The sequence below is a fragment of the Roseomonas sp. CECT 9278 genome (assembly GCF_918698155.1).
GTDB lineage: Bacteria > Pseudomonadota > Alphaproteobacteria > Acetobacterales > Acetobacteraceae > Neoroseomonas.
In genome coordinates this window covers 57,044-78,079 of sequence record NZ_CAKKLX010000013.1, presented here as the reverse complement: position 1 = coordinate 78,079, position 21,036 = coordinate 57,044, and the positions used below count along the sequence as shown (strand labels likewise).

Below are 21,036 nucleotides of genomic sequence, written 5' to 3'. Positions count from 1 at the left end.
CGCGGCGGCGGGACAGGAGGGAGCGGCCGGCCGTCCGCGGCACACGACGCCCCGCGATCCCCTCGGCGCGCGAAGCGCTTAGGGGCGGGACGGCGGCGCAGCGGCGCGGATCAGGCGCTGCGGCTGGTGCGATGAGGTCTCATCGCAGGGCGGCGGACAGGCGACACAGGCGGCTCCCTCGAACCTTCCGGCCCACACGGGTGGCCGGATCGAACAAAGGACGCGTCCCGTCGTTGCGTGTGGGCCGAAGCCCTGCGGCACGTGCGATGGCGTCAGCACCCGTTCTGGGGTGCGGTCCGGAAAATATGCAGCATCATTGGAGATTGCAAGAGAAATCGCGCGAAGCGCACATGCGCGGCACGCATATTGGCCGGGAATATCGCCGGTTCAGCCGGAAAACATCCTGGCACGTAATCTTGCAGATGCCGCGGGTGGCCCGGCCGCAGTTTCAGGGCAGTGAAGCGGCTGCCCCGCGTTGCGTTGTTTCCCGCTTGCGGGCGTGCCCCGGATCGTCGCCTGGCGCCTGGTCGGCGCGGCACGGGTGGCACCCTGCCCTCGCAGGGTCGCCCGCGCAGGTGCAGGCGCAGTGCCCGCCGGACGCCAGCGCCGCTACGCTGCCTCGTCCACGAAGGGTTGCAGCAGCGCGAGGAAGCCGGACGGATTCTCCGCATGCACCCAATGCCCCGCCGCCGGCACGGTGGCGAAGCGCGCTGCCGGGAACAGCGCGCGAAACCCGGCGTGGTGCTCCGGGCGGATATAGCCTGAGCGTTCGCCCGCCATCACCAGCACCGGCCCGTCGAAGCGCGCGCCGGGGGGCGCGGTGAAATCCTCGATCTGCGGCATGGCGGCGGCGATCTCGGACAGGCCCAGACGCCAGGTGGGCGGGTTGCTCTCGAAGCGCAGGTTCTGCAGCAGGAAGGCGCGGATGCCGCCCTCCGGGATGGCGGCGGCCAGCGCCGCATCGGCCTCGCGCCGCGCCAGGCCGCTGTGCAGCGCGATCCCCTGCATCGCCGCGACATACCCGCGCAGCGCCGGCAGGTAGCGCACCGGCGCGATGTCGGCGACCACCAGCCGTTCGACCCGTTCGGGGTGCAGCAGCGCCAGCGCCATCGCCACCTTGCCGCCCATCGAATGGCCCAGCACCGCGGCGCGCGGCAGGCCGGCCGCGTCCATCGTGGCCACCACATCCGCCGCCATGGCGGCATAGGACATGTCGGGATCGCGCCCCGATGCGCCGTGGTTGCGCAGGTCGGGCGTCAGCACCCGCATCCGCCGCGCCAGCACCGACCGGATGCCGCCCCAATTCTGCCCCGCGCCGAACAGCCCGTGCAGCAGCACCAGCGGCGGGCCCTCGCCGGCCTCGGTCGTGGCCAGGATCACGGCCGCGACGCCAGGATGACGGACAGCACGATCAGCCCCCCGCCCACCGCCATGTCCCAGCCGATCGGCTCGTTCAGCCACAGCGTGCTGACCAGCACGCCGAAGGCCGGCACCAGCAGGAACGCCACCGACGCCACCGCGCCCGGCAGCCGCCGCCCCACCTCGATCACGCACCAGGTTCCGATCGGCGCCACGATCAGCCCGATATACAGCATGTAGGGCCAGGCCGGGCCGAAGATCCCGCCCGAGGGTTCCAGCACCAGCGCGAAGGGCAGGATCAGCAGCGTCGCCAGGCCGAAGCACCAGGGCAGCAATTCAAACACCGGCGTGGGCGGCGGCCACTTCCGCGTGGTGACGATGGCCAGCGTCCAGAACAGCGCGGCCGCCATCAGCATCAGGTGGCCCAGCACCTGGTCCATGCTGGACCAGTCCACCCCCCAGGGGCCGGTCAGCGCCGCGACCCCCGCCAGCCCCAGCCCCGCCGCGACCCAGCGATGCGCCGGCACCTTCTCCCCCAGCACCAGCACCGAGAGCGGGATCAGCCAATAGGTCACGACCGCCGAGATGATGGCGGTGCGCCCCGCCTGCACCATGGTCAGCGCCGCATGCGCCAGGATGAAGAAGGCGCCGAGTTGCAGCAGCCCCAGCGCGACCACCGAGGGCAGGTCGCGCCGCGCGGGCAGGTGCAGCCGCCCCAGCGCGGCCAGCAGCACCGCCGAGACCAGCGCCGCCAGGCCCGCGCGCCCCATCGCGAACCACATCGGCGTCGCATTCGCCAGCGCCGCCTTGGTGACGGGCCAGGCCCCGCCGAACAGCAGGATCGCCACGATGAGAAGGTGAAAGGCCGAGCGCATGGCGATGACGGGCGTTTCCCGGGCCGAATTCGTGTTGAACCGTGCATACCACCCGGCCCGCGAAGCATTTATGAGCGCGAATGATCGATTCTGGAAAGCCGGCGCCACCGCCGGCCGGCCCATAACGCATGCCAGGCCAGGATGTTGCCGCGGCCCCGTCAGCCGCAGGCGGCGATCATCTCGGCACGGATGCGCACCGCGTCGCGGCCGGCATCGGGTGGGGCGTCCGCCGCGGTGATGATGCTGCCCGCCGCCACGTCGCGCCGCAGGCGGATGCCGTGCGCCAGGCCGATCGGCAGCGCGTCCAGCGCGCGCGAGCGTGCCGCCGGGATGCACTTGCCCCAGGCGCAGGCACCGCCCTCGCCGTCCAGGGTTTCGCCCGCGCGCAGGTCGCGCTTGGCCACGGCCACCACGTCGCCGCGCCAGGCTTCGCCGCAGCCTGTGGGTTCGCGCCGCAGCGCCGCCGAGGCGACCGAGACCCCCAGCTCCAGCCCGATGAAGTGATAGGGCCGCCACAGCGCCGCGTAGCGCCCGGACGGGTCGGTCGCGACGCCATATTCGGTGAAGCAGCGGCGCGCGTAGTCGGTCTCGCCCTCGAACACCACGAACACGCCCCAGCGCAGGTTGTCCGGGATCTCGGATCCGTCGCGCCGGACGGACGACACCACTTCCACGATGCCCTTGCGCGGCAGGATCCCGCCCTCGTTGTGCGGGCGCAGGATGGCGGGCAGTTCCGAGGTGCCGGCGGGCGGGAAGGCGAGCCCGTCCTCGGGCGGCGCCAAGCCGGTCGCATTGGCGATCGCCGCCATCTCGATGCCGGACTTGGTGCCATCGAGGAAGGAGTTGAACATCTGCGGATTCATCCCGCCCTCGCGCGCCTGTTGTTCCGTCAGGCCGTAGTGGCCCCAGACGGTCTGCGGCGTGCTGGCGTGGAATGCCGGCAGGTACTTGGTGCCCTTGCCCGCGGCGATGACGGTGAAGCCACCCGCGCGCAGCGTGTCGACCATTTCGCAGACCAGCGCGGGCTGGTCGCCATAGGCCATGGAATAGACCACGCCGGCGGCCGCGGCTTCCCGCGCCAGCAGCGGGCCGGCGAGCACATCGGCCTCCACATTCACCATCACCACGTGCTTGCCATGGGCGATGGCGGCGCGGGCATGGCGCAGCCCGGCCTCGGGGTGGCCAGTGCATTCCACCACCACCTCGATGCGCGGATCGGCGATCAGCGCCATCGCGTCCTCGGTCAGCTGCGTGCCGCCGGTGGCCATGGCGTCGTCCAGCGACGCAGCGTCATACGACCCGTCCGGCCAGTGGACGCGCGCCAGCGCCGCGCGCGCGCGCGGGACCGACAGGTCGGCGATGCCGGCCACATGCATGCCGGCCGTGCGCCTCGCCTGGTGCAGGAACATCGACCCGAACTTGCCCGCGCCGATCTGCGCGACGCGGATGGGGCGGCCGGCCTCGGCGCGGGCCAGCAGCAGGCGGTGCAGGTTCATCGAGGCATCCTCAGGGGCTGCGCCAGGGCCGCGGCCGATGCCCGGGCAGGTGGGCGGCGCGCAGCTTCACCATGGCCGCCGCGGTCAGCGCCAGCACCGCCGCGCCGGCCGCGAAGGCCCGCCCGCCGCCGCGCGGCAGCCGCGCCACCAGCACGGCGAAGACGACGGCGACGATCAGCAGCCCGACGAACATCAGTCCATGTAGATCCCGCCATTGATGTGGATCGTCTCGCCATTCACGAAACCCGCCGCATCCGAGGCCAGGAAGGCGATGACGGAAGCCACTTCCTCCGGCGTGCCGAAGCGCTTCATCGGCGTGGCGGCCAGCAGCGCCGCGCCATTGTCGCGCATCACCGCCTCGGTCATCGCTGTCGCGATGATGCCGGGCGAGACGCAATTCGCCCGCACCCCGCGCGGGCTGAGTTCATGCACCAGCGAGCGCGTGAAGCCCAGCACCGCGGCCTTGCAGGCGGCGTAATGCGCGTGCCGCACCGATCCGCGATGCCCGGCCATCGAGGCGATGTTCACCACGCTGCCGCCGCGCCGCAGCAGCGGCATCGCCGCGCGGGTCGTGTAGAACACGCCATCGAGGTTGACGCCGATGGTGCGCCGCCAGTCGTCATCGGACATGGCGGCGACCTCCTGTTCGACATACAGCCCCGCGCCGGTCACCAGGATGTCGATGCCGCCGAATTCGCGGCCCGCCAGCGCGACCGCCTCGTCCACCTGGTCGCGCTGCGTCACGTCGACCTGCGCGGTGACGATGCGCGTCTGCGCCTCGGGCAGCGATGCGGCAAAGCCATCGAGCGCCCCGCGATCGAGGTCCGTCAGCACCAGGTGCGCGCCGAGGCTGCGCAACAGCGCCGCGGTGGCGCGCGGGATGCCGCCATTGGCCCCCGTGATCAGCGCCACCTTGCCAGTGAGGTCGAACATCAGCCGGCCACCTCCAGCATGATCTTGCCGATATGCGCGCTGCTTTCCATCAGCGCATGTGCATCCGCCGCCTGCGCCAGCGGGAAGCTGCGGAAGATCTCCGGCCCGCAACGCCCCTGCGCCAGCAGCGGCCAGACCTTGGCCTCCAGCGCCGCGGCGATCGCGCCCTTCTGCGCCGTGCTGCGCGGGCGCATGGTGCTGCCGGTGACGGTCAGGCGCTTCACCATGATCGGGCGCAGGTCGGCCTTCTCGGCTTCGTGGCCGCCCAGGAAGGCGATGATCACCAGCCGCCCATCGAGCGTGAGGGACCGCAGGTTGCGCGCGAAATATGCCGCCCCGACCATGTCCAGGATCACGTCCACGCCGCGCCCGTCGGTCAGGCGCTTCACCTCGGTGGCGAAGTCCTGCGTGCGGTAGTCGATCGCCGCATCGGCGCCGATCCGCAGGCAGGCCTCGACCTTCGCGGCGCTGCCCGCGGTCGCAAAGACCCGTGCGCCGAAGGCCTTGGCGAGCTGGATGGCGGTGACGCCGATGCCCGAGGTGCCGCCATGCACCAGCACGGTTTCGCCCGCCGCCAGCCGCCCATGCCCGAACAGGTTGGCCCAGACGGTGAAGTACGTCTCGGGCAGTGCCGCCGCCCGCAGCGCATCGTAGCCAGCCGGCCAGGGCAGCGCCTGCGCCTCGGGGGCCGTGCAGTAGTCGGCATAGGCCCCGCCATTGGTCAGCGCGCAGACCCGGTCGCCGGCCTTGTAGCGCCTGACGGCGGCGCCGGTCGCCACCACCTCGCCGGCGCATTCCAGCCCGAGCACCGGGCTGGCGCCGGGCGGCGGCGGGTAGGACCCGCTGCGCTGCGCGACATCAGGCCGGTTCACGCCGGTGGCCAGCACGCGGATCAGCACCTCGTCGGGCTGCGGCACGGGCAGCGGGCCGCGCGCGGGCACCAGCACCTCCGGGCCGCCGCCCGCGCCATGCGCGATGAAGCTCATCTCCTGCGGCAGCTCCGCCATGGCACGTCCCCTTGCGTTGCGGGCGGACCATTCGCCTTGCGGTAGCGACGCGTCAAGCGGGGCATCTTGCAACCTTGCGCGTGCCCGCAGAACATCGCGCGCGGCCAGCCCGCCGGAGGAAACGCCATGCCTGCCATTCGTCGCCGCCGGCTGCTGGGGGCGGTCGCTGCCGCCACCGCGCCGTGCGCGGCGTTCGCGCAGGCGAACGAGCTGCGGATCGGCGCGCTGTTTCCCTTCTCCGGCACGCTGGCGCTGCTGGGGGACGAGAGCTTCCGCGGCCTCGAACTCGCGGTCGAGGAGCGCAATGCCGCCGGCGGCGTGGCAGGGCGCCCGGCGCGGCTGCTGCGCGGCGATGCGGCCGACCAGGCGCAGGCCGCCGCGGAATCGCGCCGGCTGATGACCACGGAGCGCGTCGCGGCGATCTTCGGCACCTATGCCTCTCCGCCCTCCTTTGCCGCGACGCAGGTCGCGGAGGTGCAGGGCATCCCGTATTTCGAACTCGGCGCCCTGTCGGACAGCATCACCGAGCGCGGGCTGCGCGGCGTGTTCCGCACCTGCCCGCGCGCCGCCGACTACGGCGCCGTCGCGGTCGATGCGCTGGAACTGGTCCTGGCGCCGGCCTGGGGTGTCGATCCGCGCGCGCTGCGCATCGCCCTGCTGCACGAGGACGGGCTGGACGGCCAGGGTGTCGCCGCCGCGCAGGAGGCCGAACTGCGCCGCCGCGGCCTGCAGCAGGTGGAGCGCATCGGCTATGCCGCGCGCGCCGCCGAATTCCCGCCGATGATCCAGCGCCTGCGCGGCGGCCAGGCCGAGGTGGTGCTGCACGCCGCCCGGCAGAACGACATCCTGCTGTTCTTCCGCGGGCTGGAGGAAGCCGGCTGGCGGCCGCGCATGGTGGTGGGCGCCGGCGGCGGGTATTCGCTGTCCGACACCGCGCGCGCCATCGGCCCCGCCTTCGAAGGCGTGATGAACGTGGACGTGCCGCAATTCGCGGTGAACGAGCAATTCGCGCCCGGCGCCGTGCCCTTCGCCGACCTCTACAAGCGGCGCTTCGGCGCCGATCCGCGGTCGGGCCATTCGCTGTCGAATTTCGTCGGCGCGCAGGCCTGCCTGGAGGCGCTGCACCGCGCCGGCGGCGCCGAGCGCGACCGCGTGCGTTCGGCGCTGCTGGCGACCGACGTGGCCGATGGCGGCACCGCCAATGGCTGGGGCCTGCGCTTCGACGAGCGCGGCCAGAACACCCGCGCGCGCGTCCTGCTGATGCAGTGGCAGGGCGGGCGGCAGGTCACGATCTTCCCCGCTGACGCGGCGGTCACCGGCCCGCGCGGCAGGATGGGCGTCGGCTGACCGCGGTCAGGACGGGCGGATGCCCGCCGCGCGGATCACCGGCGTCCACTTCGCCATCTCGCTGGCCAGGAAGCGCGCGGCGCTCTCGGGCGTGCTGTCGGTGGTCACGTTCATGGTCAGCTGGCCCAGGCGTTCCTGCACGGCCGGCACCGCCAGGGCGCGGTTGAAGGCGGCGTTGATCTGCTGCACCACCGGCATCGGCGTGCCCGCCGGCGCCATCGCCATGTGCCAGGTGTAGCATTCGAAATCCGGCACGCCGCCCTCGATCACGGTGGGCACGTCGGGCGCATAGGGCATGCGGGTGCGCGTGCTGATCGCCAGCGGCCGCAGGTCGCCGCGCTGGATATAGGGCAGCGCGCCGGCGGCGACGTCGAAGATCATCGGGATGCGGCCGGACAGCACCTCGGGCATCGCGGCCGACGACCCGCGGAACGAGATGTGGTTGACCTGGAGCCGCCCCGCCATGTGCAGCAGCAATTCCGTGCCCAGGTGCACCGCACCGCCATTGCCCGACGATGCGTAGTCGTACTTGCCGGGATTGGCGCGCAGCAGCGCCAGCAGCTCGGGCAGGGTGCGCGCCGGGAAGTCCTTGTTGACCAGCAGGATCATCGGGATCTGCCCGACGAAGGCGGCCGGGATGAAATCCGCCACCGGGTCGAAGGGCAGGCGTTCGAACATGCCCGGCAGGTAGGCATGCGCCACGGTGGTGTAGAGCACCGTCTGGCCATCCTTCGCCGCCTTGGCGACCATGTCGGTGCCGACCACCACGCCCGACCCGGTGCGGTTCTCGACCACCATGCGGGCGGGCAGGAACTTCGACATCTCCTCGGCCAGCAGGCGGGCGGGAATGTCGGTCGGGCCACCGGCGGCGAAGGGCACCACCAGGCGCCCCGGCCCGTTCGGCCAGGCCGGCGCCTGGGCGCGCGCGGCGAAGGGCGACAGCGTGGCGGCGGCACCGAGGCCGAGGATGCTGCGACGGTTCATTGGACAATCTCCCGAGCGTTTCTGCGGCCTATGTGACCACGGCGCCGGGTGGGGTCAATGCCGGGGCGGGGGCCTGCCGGCCGGCGCGTTCAGGTCGCGTCGATCCGCTTGCCGGTGGTGGCGTCGAAGACATGCAGCGCGGCGAGGTCCGGCGCCAGCGAGAGCCCCTCGGTCGCGGTGGCGCCGGGCACCCGCGCGGTGATCGGCGTGCCGTCGTCCAGATGCGCGTGCAGCACGGTCTCGGAGCCCAGCGGCTCGGCGAGTTCCAGCGTCACGGGCAGCCCGTCCACGCCGCCGGGCAGCAGGTGCTCCGGCCGGATGCCGATGGTGATGGCGGCGCCATCACCGCCGGGCCGTGCGCCATCGGTGAAGCGCCACAGCGCACCGCCGGCCAGGCGCGCGGCGTGGCCGCCCTCGGCCAGCGTGGCCGGCAGGAAGTTCATCGCCGGCGATCCGATGAAGGACGCCACGTAGGTGTCGGCCGGGCGCGCCCAGACCTCCATCGGCGTGCCGATCTGCGCGGCGCGGCCTTCGTGCATCACCACCAGGCGGTCGCCCAGCGTCATCGCCTCCACCTGGTCATGCGTGACGAACAATGACGTGACGCGCAGGCGCTTCTGCAACCGGCGGATCTCGGCGCGCATCTGCACGCGCAGCTTGGCATCGAGGTTCGACAGCGGCTCGTCGAACAGGAACAGCTTGGGGTGGCGCACGATGGCGCGGCCCATCGCGACACGCTGGCGCTGCCCGCCCGAGAGCTGGCGCGGCTTGCGTTCCAGCAACTGCCCGATCGACAGCAGCTCGGCGGCTTCCTTCACGCGCGCGGCGATCTCGGCCTTCGGCAGCCGGCGGATCTTCAGGCCATAGGCCATGTTGTCGAAGACCGTCATGTGCGGATAGAGCGCGTAGGTCTGGAAGACCATGGCGATGTCGCGATCCGCCGGCTCCAGCGGCGTGACGTCCACCTTGTCGATCAGCACGGCGCCGGTGGACGCGGTCTCCAGCCCCGCGACGATCCGCAGCAGCGTGGACTTGCCGCAGCCCGAAGCGCCGACGATCACCACCATCTCGCCATCCTGGATGGCGAGGTCGATGCCGTGCAGGACGCGGGTCGCGCCGAAGGCCTTGGTCACGCCCTGGATGTCGAGGCTCGCCACGCGGCTACTTCTCCGTCTCGGTCAGGCCCTTGATGAACCAGCGCTGCATCAGCACCACCACGAGCACCGGCGGCAGCAGGGCGAAGACCGCGGTGGTCATGATGAGGTTCCACTCGTTCTGCGCGTCGCCGATGCCGATCATCTTGGTCAGGCCGACGATCACCGTCTCGAGGTCGCGGTCGGACACCATCAGCAGCGGCCACAGATACTGGTTCCAGCCATAGATGAACTGGATGACGAACAGCGCCGCCATGCTGGTGACCGACAGCGGCAGCACCACGTCCTTGAAGAATCGCAGCGGGCCGGCGCCATCCACCTTCGCGGCCTCGACATATTCATCCGGGATGGTCAGGAAGAATTGCCGGAACAGCAGCGTGGCGGTGGCGGAGGCGATCAGCGGCAGCGTCAGCCCGGTCATGGTGTTGATCAGCGCCAGGTCGGTCATCACCTGGAAGGTCGGGATGATCCGCACCTCGACCGGCAGCATCAGCGTGATGAAGATCATCCAGAAGAAGAACATCCGGAACGGGAAGGCGAAAAACACCACCGCGAAGGCCGACAGCAGCGAGATCGCGATCTTCCCGCAGGCGATGACCAGCGCCATGGTCAGCGAGTTCAGCAGCATGGTGCTGGCCGGCACCGCGAAGGTGTTGCGCCCGCCGCCGCCCTCGGCCCAGGCACGGGTGTAGTTGGCGACGGCTTCGCTGCCCGGCAGCAGGGGCACGTCGCCGCGCCCGATCGTGTCGGTGTCGTGGGTGGACCCCACCACCGTGATCCAGATGGGCAGCGCGAAGATCATCACGCCCAGGATCAGCGCGGCATGCGTCAGGATGCGCCCGCGCATCCGCCGCCGGCGCGATGCCGCGGCCAGGCGTTCGACATCGATGGTGGCGGACATCAGTAGTGCACCCGGCGTTCGATGAAGCGGAACTGCACGGCGGTCAGCGCGATCACGATGACCATCAGGATCACCGATTGCGCGGCGGAGGATCCGAAATTCAGGTTCTGCACGCCATCGACATAGACCTTGTAGATCAGCGTCTCGGTCGCATTGCCCGGCCCGCCGCGGGTCAGCGCATGGATCACGCCGAAGGTGTCGAAGAAGGCGTAGACCAGGTTCACCACCAGCAGGAAGAAGGCGGTCGGCGACAGCAGCGGGAAGATCACCGTCCAGAAGCGCCGCACCGGCCGCGCGCCGTCGATGGCGGCGGCTTCCAGCACCGAGGTCGGGATGGATTGCAGCCCCGCCAGGAAGAAGATGAAGTTGTAGGACACCTGCTTCCAGGCCGCGGCGATGATGACCATGGTCATCGCCTGCCCGCCATTCAGGCGGAAATCCCACTCCACGCCGACCACCGCCAGCGCCTTGCCCACCAGCCCGATGGACGGATGGAAGATGAACAGCCACAGCACCGCCGCCAGCGCGGGGGCCACGGCGTAGGGCCAGATCAGCAGCGTCTTGTACAACCCCGCGCCACGGATGTGCTTGTCAGCCTGCACCGCGAGGAACAGCGCCGAGCCCAGCGCCAGCGCCGTGACCGCGGAGGAGAACACCACCGTGTTCCACGCCGCGTTCAGGTAGATCGGGTCGCCGAACAGGTCGGTGAAGTTCTCGAACGCCACGAATTCGGTGCTGAGCCCGAAGGCGTCCTCGCGCAGCGTGGACTGCCACACCGCCATGCCCGCCGGCCAGAAGAAGAAGACCAGCGTGATGAGCAACTGCGGCGCCAGCAGCAGGTAGGGCAGCGCGACGCCGCGGAAGATGACCTTCTTTCTCAATCCATCCTCCGCGGCGTCGTGTCGTGGTTCAGCCGCGATTCGCGCGTTCGAAGTTCCGCAGCACGACATTGCCGCGCGTGGTCGCGTTCGCCAGCGCCTGGGCGGCGGTCTGCTGGCCCTGGAAGGCGCGCTCCAGCTCTTCTTCCATGATGGTGCGGATCTCGACGAAGCCGCCGAGCCTGATCCCGCGGCTGTTGTCGGTCAGCGTGCCGCCGCCGCGCAGCAGCTGCTCGATCGGGATGTCGGCGCCGGGATTCTCACGGTAGAAGCCGCGATCCTTCGCGATGGCATAGGAGGCGCGGCGCACCGGCACGTAGCCGGTGTCCATGTGCCACTGCGCATCGACCTCGGGGTTCGACAGGTATTTGAAGAACTCGGCCACCCCTTCGAATTCGCCGCGCGAACGCCCGCCGCCGGCGGCCGGACCCTTGTTCATCACCCACAGCGACGCGCCGCCGATGATGGAGTTGATCGGCGCGCGCGGCGTGCCCTCGTAGTAGGGCAGCATCGCCACGCCCCAGTTGAAGCGCGCCTCGCGCTGCACGCGCGCGCGGAAGCCGGAGGAGGTGAACATGATCGCCGCCTCGCCATTCGGGAAGGCGGGCTCGCCGGCATTGTTGCGCCCGCCGTAGCGGTACAGCCCGTCCTTCTGCCACTGGGCCAGCGCCTCCATGTGGCGCTGCACCAGCGGGTTGGCGATCCGCAGCTCGGCGCCCAGGCCGCCGAAGCCGTTCGCCAGCGTCGCCAGCGGCACGTCGTGGATGGCGGAGAAATTCTCGATCTGACCCCAGGTCAGCCAGGCGGTGGACATCGGCACGGCGGTGCCGCCATTCGCCTTCAGGCGCGGCAGCAGGTCGGCCACGCCCTGCCAGGTCTCGGGGAACTTCTCGGGGTCGCCGCCGGCGCGGCGGACCGCGTCCTTGTTGTACCACACCACGGTGGTCGAGCTGTTGAACGGCATCGACATCATCCGCCCGTCCGACAGGCTGTAGTAGCCGCGCACGCCAGGCAGGTAGTCGTCGAAGTCGATCTGCACGCCGGTCTCGGCCAGCAATTCGTGCACCGGCTTCACTGCGCGGCCGGCACCCATCATGGTGCCGGTGCCCACTTCGAACATCTGCACGACATGCGGCGCGTTGTTGGCGCGGAAGGCGGCGATGGCGGCGACCATGGTCTCCGGGTAGGAGCCGCGGAAGGTCGGCACCACGCGATACTTGGTCTGGGTGGCGTTGAAGTCGGTGGCGCGCTTCTCGAGCATGCCGCCCAGCGGCTGCGCCAGGCCATGCCAGAACTGGATGTCGATCGGCTGCGTCTGGCCCAGCGCGGGCGTGGCGACCGCCAGGGCGGCGGCCCCGGTCAGCAATGTACGACGGTCCATGGTGTCGTCCTCTCCCGTTGTGCGACGCGGCGGCTTAGCCCTGCGCCTTTACCGAGAGATTACAGAAAAAAGTCAGTTCGATGAAGGGGCTTGCCCGACAAGGCGCGCATAGACCTCCGGATCGGTCGCGCCCTCGGTGCAGAACAGCAGCACGCGGCTGGTGTCGTCCAGCCCCAATGCCGCGCGTGCGAAGGGCTCGCTGGCGGCCAGCAGCAGCGCCGCCAGGCCGGCCACCGCGCTTTCGCCCGCCACCACCGGCGGCTGGCGCGCCGCCAGCGCCTTCATGCAGGCCACGGCGCTGTCGTCGGTGACGCAACAGAAGGCGAAGGCGCTGCGTTCCAGCTCCTGCCAGGCCAGCAGGGACGGTTCCCCGCAGGCGAGCCCCGCCATCAGCGTATCGAGGTCGCCCGGCACGGTGACCGGCGCGCCGGCCTCCGCACTCGCCAGCAGGCAGGCCGCCTTGTCGGGTTCCGCCACGATCACCCGCGGGCCGGCGCCGAAGCGCGCGCGCATCTGCGCCGCCACCGCCGCCGCCACGCCGCCCACGCCGCCCTGGATGAACACATGCGTCGGCGCCGCGCCCATCTGGTCGGCGGCTTCGTCGGCCATGACGCGGTAGCCCTGCATGACGTCGCGCGGCACTTCGGTATAGCCGGGGTAGGACGTGTCGCTGACCACGAACCAGCCCAGCGCATCGGCCTGCGCCTGCGCCTCGCGCACCGCGTCGTCGTAATTGCCGGGCACCACGCGGATGGTCGCGCCGTAGCGCGCGATGGCGTCGCGCCTTCCCTGGCTGACCGTCTCGTGCACGAAGATGACGCAGGCGGCGCCGAAACGCTGCGCGCCCCAGGCGACGGAGCGGCCGTGATTGCCGTCGGTCGCGCAGGTCACGGTGATGGCGCGCGTCGCCTCCTTGTGGGTGCCGTCCGTCAGGTCAGCGGCGGTCGCGGCATTCGCCACGCCGCGCCGCGCCAGCTCCGCCTGCAACAGCCGCATCACCGCATAGGCGCCGCCCAGCGCCTTGAAAGACCCGAGGCCGAAGCGCGATGCCTCGTCCTTGTAGCGAACGCTGGCGACGCGCGCGGCGGCCGCGACATCCGCCAGGTCGACCAGCGGTGTTGGCGCATAGCCGGTCCAGGACGCGATCTCGGCCCTGGCGCGGCGGAACCCGCCCTCGGTCAGCACCACCACGCCGGGCGTGCCGTGATGGCGGTTGACCATGAAACGGAAGGGCGCGTTCGGGATCATGCGGCGGATATTGCGCCGCGCCGCGCCGCACGCCAAACCTGGGCAGGATCAGCGGGGTTGACGGCATGAAGATCACCATCCTGGGCGGCGGCGGGTTCCTGGGGCGCAAGCTGGCGGCGCGGCTGGCGGCCGACGGCACGCTGGGCGGCCGCGCCATCACCGGCCTCACGCTGTTCGACCTGCACGCGCCGGCTGCCTTCGCCGCGCCCTTTCCGCTGCGCTGCCTGGGCGGCGACGTGGCCGACCCCGAAGCGGTGGCCGAAGCCATCCCGCCGGGCACCGAGGTGGTCTTCCACCTGGCCGCCGTGGTCAGCGCCGCGGCCGAGGCCGACTACGACCTCGGCATGAAGGTCAACCTGCATGGCACGCTGGCGGTGGTGGCGGCGTGCCGCAGGCTCGGCACGGCGCCGCGGGTGGTCTTCACCTCCTCCGTCGCCTCGTTCGGCGGCGGGCAGGAGGCGGTGGTGCCCGATGACGGGCGCCAGGTGCCGACCAATTCCTACGGCGCGCAGAAGGCGATCGGCGAATTGCTGCTGCAGGACGCCACGCGCAAGGGCTTCATGGATGCGCTCAGCCTGCGCCTGCCCACCGTGATGGTGCGCCCCGGCCGGCCCAACAAGGCGGCGTCGTCCTTCGTCTCGGCGGTGGTGCGCGAACCGCTGCTGGGCCTGTCCACCGACTGCCCGGTGCCGCCGGAATTCGCGGTCTGGATATGCTCCCCGCGCAGCGCCATGGAATGGTTCCTGCACGCCGCCACCATGGACACCGCGGGCATGGGCGTGGACCGCGGCATCAACCCGCCGGGGCGCAGCGCCACCGTGGCGAAGATGCTGGAGGCGCTGGAGACCGTCGCCGGCCACGCCGCGCGCGAGAAGGTCGGCTTCGCCTTCGACCGCGAGGTCTTCGACATCGTCGCCGGCTGGCCCGCTGCCTTCGCCGCCACCCGCGCGCGCCGCCTGGGCTTCGTGGAACAGGAATCGCTGGAGGACCTGGTGCAGGCCTTCATCGAGGACGACCTGGCGGCGACGAAGTCCGAGCGCGGCCTGTAGCGCCATGGAGCGGCTGGTCGAACGGATCATCGTCGTCAGCCGCTGGGCGCTGGTGCCCTTCTACCTTGGGCTGATCGCGGCGCTGTTCACGCTGATGGCGGCCTTCATGCGGGAACTCCATGCCGCCGTCACCAACGCCATGTCCTATTCCGAGCACCAAGCGATCGTGAAGGTGCTGTCGATGGTGGACCTGACGCTGATGGCGGGGCTCGTCGTCATCGTCATCTTCTCGGGCTACGAGAACATGGTCTCGCGCATCGACCCGGGCGGGCCGCGCAACTGGCCGGCTTGGCTGACCACGGTGGATTTCGGCGGGCTCAAGAAGAAGCTGTTCGCCTCGATGGCGGCGATCTCGGGCGTGACCATGCTGAAGGCGCTGATGGCACTCGAGGAGAGCGTCAGCGAACGGCAACTCTATTGGCTGGTGGTCATCAACATGGTCTTCCTGCTGGGCTACCTGATGATGGCGGTGGCCGACTGGTTCGCGGCGCGCGCGCGCGGGATGAAGGACGGCGACTAAGAGCCTGTCCTGAAGGTCGCCTTCCGGCGACTTTGAAGCCCGGCACCGGCCCGCCCCGCCACCCGGCCACCCACGTCAGTATCCTGGAATGGGTGGCCGGGTGGGGGGGGCGGGCCGGTGCCGGGCTTTCGAGACCGGGTCTGAGCGCGGGTTCAGACCTCCGCCACCGCGCCGTCGCGGTCCGCCATCAGCCGGCGCATATCGTCCGGGATCTCGGCCTTCTGGCCGGTGGCGTTGTCGATCACCACGCACAGCGCGCGCGCCGAGCACAGCAGCCCATCCGCCCGCCACATCGCATACTGGTGCACGAAGGACGTGCGGCGGAACGACGCGGTGCGCACGCACAGCAGCACCGGGTCGCGGAAATGGCCGGGGCGGTGGTATTTCACTTCCAGCGTGCCGACCACCGGCCCCGGCTTGTCGGGCGCGAAGGCGCCGCCGGCACCCAGCCACCAGTCGATGCGCATGTCCTCGAACAACGTCAGGTAGGCCGCGTGGTTCACATGCGCGTAGATGTCGCATTCCGCCCAGCGCACAGTGTGCTCGCGCCAAAGTGCCCATTGGCCTTCGACGCCGAAGCGTTCGCGCAATGTAGCGTCCATGTCGTTCGTCCTGGCGGTTCCGCTGCGCAGTCTGCGGCGCGGCGGCCCCGAGGGAAAGTCCGCGCTTGATCCGCGCCGCCCTGCGCGCGAGGCTTCGCGCAACGAACGAACGGGGAAACGCCATGATCAAGCGCCGCCACCTGCTGCTCGCCGGCATCGGCCTCACGCTACCCGCGATCCATGAGGCCCACGCCGCCTGGCCCGCCGATCGCCCGATCGAGGTGATCATCCCCTTTCCGCCGGGCGGCGGCGTCGATGCCGTCGGCCGCTTCGCCACGCACCAGATCACCGCGCGCCTGCCCGGCGTGCGCTTCGTGGTGGTGAACCGCGCCGGGGCCTCCGGCCAGCTCGGCATGGAGGCGATCTTCAATGCCGCGCCCGACGGCTACACCATCGGCGCGATCGGCAGCCTGAACGTCTCGACCCTGCCGCTGGAACGGCCGGTCCGCTGGAAGGCCGACGAATTCACCTACTTCGCCAATATCGTCGACGATGCCTGCGGGCTGTGGGTGCTGCCCAATTCGCCGCTGCGAAGCCTGGGCGACCTGGTCGCGGCGCTGAAGCGCCAGCCCGAGAGCGTCTCGGTCGGCTCCGCCGCCGGCGTGGGCTCCGACGACCACCTGGTGCTGCTGGGGCTTGAGGAGAAGGCGGATGTGCGCGCCCTGCACGCGCCCTTCAACGGCACCGCGCAGGTGCAGCGCGACCTGCTCTCCGGCGCGGTCGACGTCGCCTCCTTCAACATGTCCGAAGGCATCGTGCTGATGCGCGAGGGGCGCATCCGCTGCCTGGGCCAGGCCTCGCCCGCGCGCTGGTCCGCGGTGCCTGACGTGCCGACCTTCCGCGAGCAGGGCTATGACGTGCTGGTCGGCTCCGCGCGCGGCATCGTCGGCCCGCCCGGCTTCCCGCCGGAGGCAGCGCGCGCCATGCAGGCGGCCTTCGCCGCCACCTTCGCCGACCCGGCCTTCACCACCGCGGCCGACCGCGTGAGCCTGCCGCTGCGCCCACTGGTCGGCAGCGCCTATCGCGACATGGTGCTGGCGGAAGGCGAGGCGGTGCGCGTGATGTTCGCCCGGCGGCCCTGGCGGCGCTGAAATCCTTGCGGGTGCGTCGCGGCGACGCCTAGCCTTCCCGTAACGAAATCCTGGGAGGACCCAACGCCATGACGACCCGTCGCGCCCTGCTTGCCGGGGCGGGGGTGCTCGCCGCGCCCGCCACGCTGCGTGCCCAGGCCGCCTGGCCGGGCGACAAGCCGGTCGAGGTGATCGTGCCGTTTCCCGCCGGCGGCGGCGTGGATGTGATGACGCGCCTGGTGATGCCGCTGGTCGCCGCGCAGATCCCGGGGATGCGCCCGGTCATCGTCAACCGCACGGGTGCTGCCGGGCAGATCGGGCTGGAAGCCACCTTCAACGCGGCGCCGGACGGCTATACGATCGGTGCCACCACCATCCCCGCGCACAACGCCATCCCGCTGGAACGCCAGGTGCGCTACCGCGCGATGGACTTCACCTTCCTGTGCAACATCGTCGAGGACGCCAACGCCTTCTACGTGCGCACCGAGAGCCCCTTCCGCTCCGTGGCGGACATCGTCGCCGCGGCGCGCGCACGGCCCAACCACGTCACCTACGGCACCACCGGCATCGGCAGCGACGACCACCTGTTCATGCTGGCCTTCGAGGCCGCGGCGAACACCCCGCCCATGGTTCAGGTGCCCTTCGCCGGCGCGGCGCCGCTGATCCCGCAACTGCTCGGCGGCAACATGGACCTGGCGGTGCTGAACGTGAACGACGCCCCGCAGCTGGTGCGCGAGGGGCGCCTGCGCATCCTGGCGCAGGGCGGCGCGCGCCGGCAGCCCGAGGCCGCCGACGTGCCGACCTTCCGCGAACTGGGCATCGACATCGTCGGCGGTGCGTCGCGCGGGATCGTCGGGCCGCCGGGCATGCCCGCGCCGATCGTGGCGCGGCTGGAGGCCGCCTTCCGCGCCGCGCTGAACGACGAAGGCTTCCGGCGCGAGGCGGAACGCCAGCACATGCCGCTGCGCCCGCTGGTCGGGGCGGAATACAAGGCCTTCGCGCAGACCATCGACGACAATCTGAAGCGGCTGTGGCAGGTGCGCCCCTGGCGCGGGTGAGCCGCCCCCGCGCGTGATCCGCCGCGACGGATCACGCCACCGCGGCGCGGGCGCTACAGCCCCGCCTGCTCCAGCCGGATGATCGCGCGCGCCATCGCCTGCGCGCGCGGCACGATGCTCTCGACCTCGAGGTACTCCTGCGGGCTGTGCGCCAGCCCACCAACCGGCCCCACGCCGCACAGCGTCGGCACGCCCAGCGCCGCGGTGAAGCCGGAATCGGCGCAGCCGCCGGTGAATTCCGCCTCGACCTTCAGCCCGCTCTCCGCCGCCGCGGCCTGGTACACGCTGAACACGCGCTCGCTCTCGGGCGTCGGGTTCAGCGGGCGGAACTCGCCCTTGATGGTCAGCGTCGCCCGCGTGCCGGGCACGTAGGCCCGCGCCACGATGTCGTGGATCTTGCCCATCACCTCGTCGCGGTCGGCCAGGTCGATGGTGCGCAGGTCGATCTGGAACCGGCAGGACGGCGCGGTGGTATTCACGGATTGCCCGCCTTCGATCAGCCCGACATTCAGCGTGATGCCGCGCTTGAGGTCGGTCAGCGCATGGATCGCCACGATCTTGTGCGCCGCCTCGCCGATCGCGCTGATGCCGGCTTCGAAATTGCCGCCGGAATGCGCGGCCTTGCCCTCGACATCCACCACCGAGAACACGCCGCCCTTGCGCGCCTTCACGACATTGCCGCTGACCCGGCCAGGTTCCGAATTGAACACCACGCGGGCGTTGGCCGCCTCGGCCTCGATGACCGGGCGGCCTTCGGGGCTGCCGATCTCCTCGTCGCCGGTGAACAGCCCGACCAGCGGGCCGGGCGCGCCGCCGAACTTCGCGAAGGCGGCGAGCACGAACATGTTCATCACGATGCCCGCCTTCATGTCGGCGACGCCGGGGCCATAGGCGCGCGCGCCCTCGATGCGGAAGGGCCTGCGTTCGGGCTCGCCCTTCGGGAAGACCGTGTCGCGATGGCCCATCAGCACGATGTTGGACCGCTGGTTGCCGGTACCCAGCGCATGGCCGCCCTCGACGATGCCGCGGATGCAGTCGCCATGCTTCTCGCGCGGCACCGCCTCGGTCGCGATGCCGTGCGCCTCCAGGAAACGCACCACCTGCGCGCCGGTGCGATCGACGCCGGGCTTGTCGTAGGACCCGCCATCGGTGTTCACCATCGCCTCGATCTCGGCAAGCATCGCGTCCTTCTGCGATGCGATCCAGTCGGTGATGGCGGCTTCGGTGGTCATGCGTGTCTCCTCGGCGGGCACGCAGGCTGGCACCGGCGCGGCGCGGCGGGAAGGGGGCTACTCGATCCTGCCCAGCGCGCGCACGGTGCGGACAAGGCGTGCGGCGTCCTCGGTGTAGAAGCGCAGGAAGGCCTCGCCCTCGCGGAAGTCGAGCGTATTGCCGCTGGCCGCCATGACGCGGACGAACTCCGGGTCGCGCGCAACCTGCGCGCTTGCTTCGCGGATGCGCGCGATCACCGGCGCCGGTGTCGCCGCCGGCGCGAACAGCCCGACCCAGATGTAGAATTCGCAGTCGGGGAAGCCCTTCTCGATCAGCGTCGGCACGTCCGCGAAGCCGGCCAGGCGCGTGCGGCCCCAGGTGGCGATCGGGCGCAGCGTGCCGGCGCGCACATGCGGCGCGATCGGCCCCGGGCCCGAGGCCAGGCACTGCACCTGCCCGCCCAGCAGCGCCGTCAGCGCCGGCCCGCCGCCCTGGAAGGGCACGTGCAGCATGTCGAGCCCCGCCGCCTGCGACAACTGCGCCATCGGCACATGCAGCGCGGAATAGTTCCCCGCCGAGGAATACGACACCTGCCCCGGCCGCGCCTTCACATCGGCGATGAAGTCCTCGATCCCGCGGACCGGGCTGGCGGACGGCACCACCAGCACCGTGGGGTCGGCGGCGAACAGCGCGATGGGCGCGAGCATGTCGGTCGCATAGGTCGGCTCGCGCCCGTTCACCCGCGCGGCTTCGGGCAGCAGCGCCATGGACGACAGCGCCATCAGCAGCGTGTAGCCATCCGCTGTGGCACGCGCGACCGCCGCATTGCCGATGGCACCCGCCGCGCCGCCGCGGTTCTGGATGGGCACGGCGACACGCCAGATGCGCTCCAGCCCCGCCGCGACCGGCCGGCCCACCACATCGGCCTGGCCGCCGGGCGGGAAGGCGACGACGATGGTGACGGCGCGCGCGGGAAAGGTCTCGGTCTGCGCATGGGCGGCAAGCGGCAGCAGAGATGCCCCCGCGATCAGGCTCCGGCGTTGCATTGTCGCTGATCCTCCCGTTGGTGATGGCCGCCGCGTCACGTCATGCGACTGGATTCTCCAGCACGCCGATCCCAGGCACTTCGATCTTCACGCGGTCGCCCTTCTTCAGGAACTTTGGTGGCGAGAAGCCGATGCCCACCCCCGCCGGCGTACCGGTGGCGATGATGTCGCCGGGTTCCAGCGTGATCGCCGCGCTGATGGTCGCGATCAGCATCGGGATGCCGAAGATCAGGTCGTCGACCGGCGCGCGCTGGCGCAGTTCCCCATTCACCCAGGTCGAGATCGACAGCTTCGGCGGCACGCCAGCCGCATCGGCGGTGACGATCGCCGGGCCCATCGGCGCATAGCCGTCGATCCCCTTGCCCAGGATCCACTGGCGGTGCTTGTGCTGCAGCGTGCGCGCGGTCACGTCGTTGACGATGGTGTAGCCGAACACATGGGCATAGGCGTCCGCCTCGCTGATCCCGCGCCCGCCGCGCCCGATCACGACCGCGATCTCGCCCTCGTAGTCCGTGCTGTTGGACGTATCCAGGAAGGACGGGATCGGCTCGCCCGGCCCGATCACGCAGGTGGGCGGCTTGGAGAACACCACCGGCGCCTCCGGCACCACCTCCTTGGCGGTGGCGTCGAAGCCGGACGATGCGAATTCCTTCGCGTGCTCGTGATAGTTCTTGCCGACGCAGAAGATGTTCTTCGCCGGGCGCGGGATCGGCGCCAGCAGCACCGCATCCGCGGCCACCGGCGCCGTCGCTTCGGCCGCGCGCGCGGCCGCCAGCGTGGCCTCGCCGCCGGCGATCAACGCCAGCATGTCGCGCGGCAGCGACGCATCCGCCGCCGCCAGGTCCAGCACCTTCCCCGCATCATCCAGCGCGCCGATGCGCGTGCCCTTGCCATCCCTGAACGTGACCAGCCGCAT

21 protein-coding genes are annotated in these 21,036 nt (G+C 71.0%); 5 read left to right on the top strand and 16 right to left on the bottom strand.

The genetic code is table 11. The annotated features are described in order from the left end of the window. Nucleotides 1–609 precede the first annotated feature (609 nt). The 6 genes from LQ222_RS11060 to LQ222_RS11035 all read right to left on the bottom strand — a co-directional run bounded on the left by LQ222_RS11060 (nt 610) and on the right by LQ222_RS11035 (nt 5,670). Nucleotides 610–1,380 carry an alpha/beta fold hydrolase gene (locus tag LQ222_RS11060; protein WP_230166430.1) on the bottom strand — a complete coding sequence of 257 codons (771 nt, stop codon included), beginning with the start codon at nt 1,378–1,380 and terminating at the stop codon, nt 610–612. Beyond that, nucleotides 1,377–2,234 carry a DMT family transporter gene (locus LQ222_RS11055; RefSeq protein WP_230166429.1) on the bottom strand — a complete coding sequence of 286 codons (858 nt, stop codon included), beginning with the start codon at nt 2,232–2,234 and terminating at the stop codon, nt 1,377–1,379. Before LQ222_RS11055 ends, LQ222_RS11060 begins: the two co-directional genes overlap by 4 nt. 158 nt (nt 2,235–2,392) lie before the next feature. Continuing rightward, on the bottom strand, nt 2,393–3,730 hold the full coding sequence (locus tag LQ222_RS11050) for an NAD(P)H-dependent oxidoreductase (RefSeq protein ID WP_230166428.1): 1,338 nt from the start codon (nt 3,728–3,730) through the stop codon (nt 2,393–2,395). Nucleotides 3,731–3,740: 10 nt separating this feature from the next. After that, the gene (locus LQ222_RS11045; protein WP_230166427.1) at nt 3,741–3,923 is read right to left on the bottom strand and encodes a hypothetical protein; all 183 of its coding nucleotides are present in this window, start codon (nt 3,921–3,923) and stop codon (nt 3,741–3,743) included. Beyond that, on the bottom strand, nt 3,923–4,663 hold the full coding sequence (locus LQ222_RS11040; protein ID WP_230166426.1) for an SDR family NAD(P)-dependent oxidoreductase: 741 nt from the start codon (nt 4,661–4,663) through the stop codon (nt 3,923–3,925). The genes LQ222_RS11045 and LQ222_RS11040 overlap by 1 nt, the downstream gene beginning before the upstream one ends. Beyond that, on the bottom strand, nt 4,663–5,670 hold the full coding sequence (locus LQ222_RS11035) for an NAD(P)H-quinone oxidoreductase (protein ID WP_230166425.1): 1,008 nt from the start codon (nt 5,668–5,670) through the stop codon (nt 4,663–4,665). Before LQ222_RS11035 ends, LQ222_RS11040 begins: the two co-directional genes overlap by 1 nt. Before the next feature lie 126 nt (nt 5,671–5,796). On the opposite strand from LQ222_RS11035, the gene LQ222_RS11030 reads away from it, so the two are divergent. Next, a complete protein-coding gene (locus tag LQ222_RS11030; protein WP_230166424.1) occupies nt 5,797–7,017 on the top strand; it encodes an ABC transporter substrate-binding protein in 1,221 nt (406 codons plus the stop codon). Nucleotides 7,018–7,023: 6 nt separating this feature from the next. On the opposite strand, the gene LQ222_RS11025 is transcribed toward LQ222_RS11030, so the two are convergent. The 6 genes from LQ222_RS11025 to LQ222_RS11000 form a co-directional block, all read right to left on the bottom strand. After that, a complete protein-coding gene (locus LQ222_RS11025; RefSeq protein WP_230166423.1) occupies nt 7,024–8,001 on the bottom strand; it encodes a tripartite tricarboxylate transporter substrate binding protein in 978 nt (325 codons plus the stop codon). 89 nt (nt 8,002–8,090) lie between these two features. Further along, nucleotides 8,091–9,158: an ABC transporter ATP-binding protein gene (locus LQ222_RS11020; protein WP_230166422.1), complete on the bottom strand. Its 1,068-nt coding sequence runs from the start codon at nt 9,156–9,158 to the stop codon at nt 8,091–8,093. Between the two features lie 4 nt (nt 9,159–9,162). Further along, entirely contained in the window at nt 9,163–10,002 is an 840-nt protein-coding gene (gene ugpE / locus LQ222_RS11015; protein WP_230166476.1) for a sn-glycerol-3-phosphate ABC transporter permease UgpE, read from the bottom strand. A 53-nt stretch (nt 10,003–10,055) separates the two neighbouring features. Further along, a complete protein-coding gene (ugpA, locus tag LQ222_RS11010) occupies nt 10,056–10,937 on the bottom strand; it encodes a sn-glycerol-3-phosphate ABC transporter permease UgpA (protein ID WP_230166421.1) in 882 nt (293 codons plus the stop codon). 28 nt (nt 10,938–10,965) lie between these two features. Continuing rightward, nucleotides 10,966–12,315 (bottom strand): sn-glycerol-3-phosphate ABC transporter substrate-binding protein UgpB, encoded by a 1,350-nt coding sequence (gene ugpB / locus LQ222_RS11005; RefSeq protein WP_230166420.1) that lies wholly within the window; start codon nt 12,313–12,315, stop codon nt 10,966–10,968. A 72-nt stretch (nt 12,316–12,387) separates the two neighbouring features. Further along, nucleotides 12,388–13,563, bottom strand: coding sequence for a diaminopropionate ammonia-lyase (locus LQ222_RS11000; RefSeq protein ID WP_230166419.1), 1,176 nt, complete (start codon nt 13,561–13,563; stop codon nt 12,388–12,390). A 65-nt stretch (nt 13,564–13,628) separates the two neighbouring features. Between LQ222_RS11000 and denD the strand changes: the two genes are divergently transcribed. Together denD and LQ222_RS10990 are read left to right on the top strand one after the other, a co-directional pair. Beyond that, nucleotides 13,629–14,612: a D-erythronate dehydrogenase gene (gene denD / locus LQ222_RS10995; protein WP_230166418.1), complete on the top strand. Its 984-nt coding sequence runs from the start codon at nt 13,629–13,631 to the stop codon at nt 14,610–14,612. Between the two features lie 4 nt (nt 14,613–14,616). After that, the gene (locus LQ222_RS10990) at nt 14,617–15,132 is read left to right on the top strand and encodes a YqhA family protein (protein ID WP_230166417.1); all 516 of its coding nucleotides are present in this window, start codon (nt 14,617–14,619) and stop codon (nt 15,130–15,132) included. 152 nt (nt 15,133–15,284) lie between these two features. Here LQ222_RS10990 and LQ222_RS10985 read toward each other — a convergent pair whose 3' ends face one another. Continuing rightward, nucleotides 15,285–15,734: a thioesterase family protein gene (locus LQ222_RS10985; protein ID WP_230166416.1), complete on the bottom strand. Its 450-nt coding sequence runs from the start codon at nt 15,732–15,734 to the stop codon at nt 15,285–15,287. 122 nt (nt 15,735–15,856) lie between these two features. Here LQ222_RS10985 and LQ222_RS10980 point away from each other — a divergent pair, with 122 nt between their 5' ends. Both LQ222_RS10980 and LQ222_RS10975 read left to right on the top strand, forming a co-directional pair. Continuing rightward, nucleotides 15,857–16,825, top strand: coding sequence for a tripartite tricarboxylate transporter substrate binding protein (locus tag LQ222_RS10980; RefSeq protein WP_230166415.1), 969 nt, complete (start codon nt 15,857–15,859; stop codon nt 16,823–16,825). A gap of 68 nt (nt 16,826–16,893) precedes the next feature. Beyond that, nucleotides 16,894–17,862 carry a tripartite tricarboxylate transporter substrate binding protein gene (locus LQ222_RS10975; protein ID WP_230166414.1) on the top strand — a complete coding sequence of 323 codons (969 nt, stop codon included), beginning with the start codon at nt 16,894–16,896 and terminating at the stop codon, nt 17,860–17,862. Nucleotides 17,863–17,915: 53 nt separating this feature from the next. Here the strand turns inward: LQ222_RS10975 and LQ222_RS10970 are convergent, their stop codons facing one another. From LQ222_RS10970 to LQ222_RS10960, 3 genes are read right to left on the bottom strand one after another with little or no spacing between them, the layout of a single operon-like run. Next, nucleotides 17,916–19,094, bottom strand: a complete 1,179-nt coding sequence (locus LQ222_RS10970; RefSeq protein ID WP_230166413.1) for a M20 family metallopeptidase — start codon at nt 19,092–19,094, stop codon at nt 17,916–17,918. Nucleotides 19,095–19,151: 57 nt separating this feature from the next. Beyond that, complete coding sequence (locus LQ222_RS10965; RefSeq protein WP_230166412.1) at nt 19,152–20,120, bottom strand: tripartite tricarboxylate transporter substrate binding protein; 969 nt, start codon at nt 20,118–20,120, stop codon at nt 19,152–19,154. Between the two features lie 40 nt (nt 20,121–20,160). After that, nucleotides 20,161–21,036, bottom strand: coding sequence for a fumarylacetoacetate hydrolase family protein (locus LQ222_RS10960; protein WP_230166411.1), 876 nt, complete (start codon nt 21,034–21,036; stop codon nt 20,161–20,163).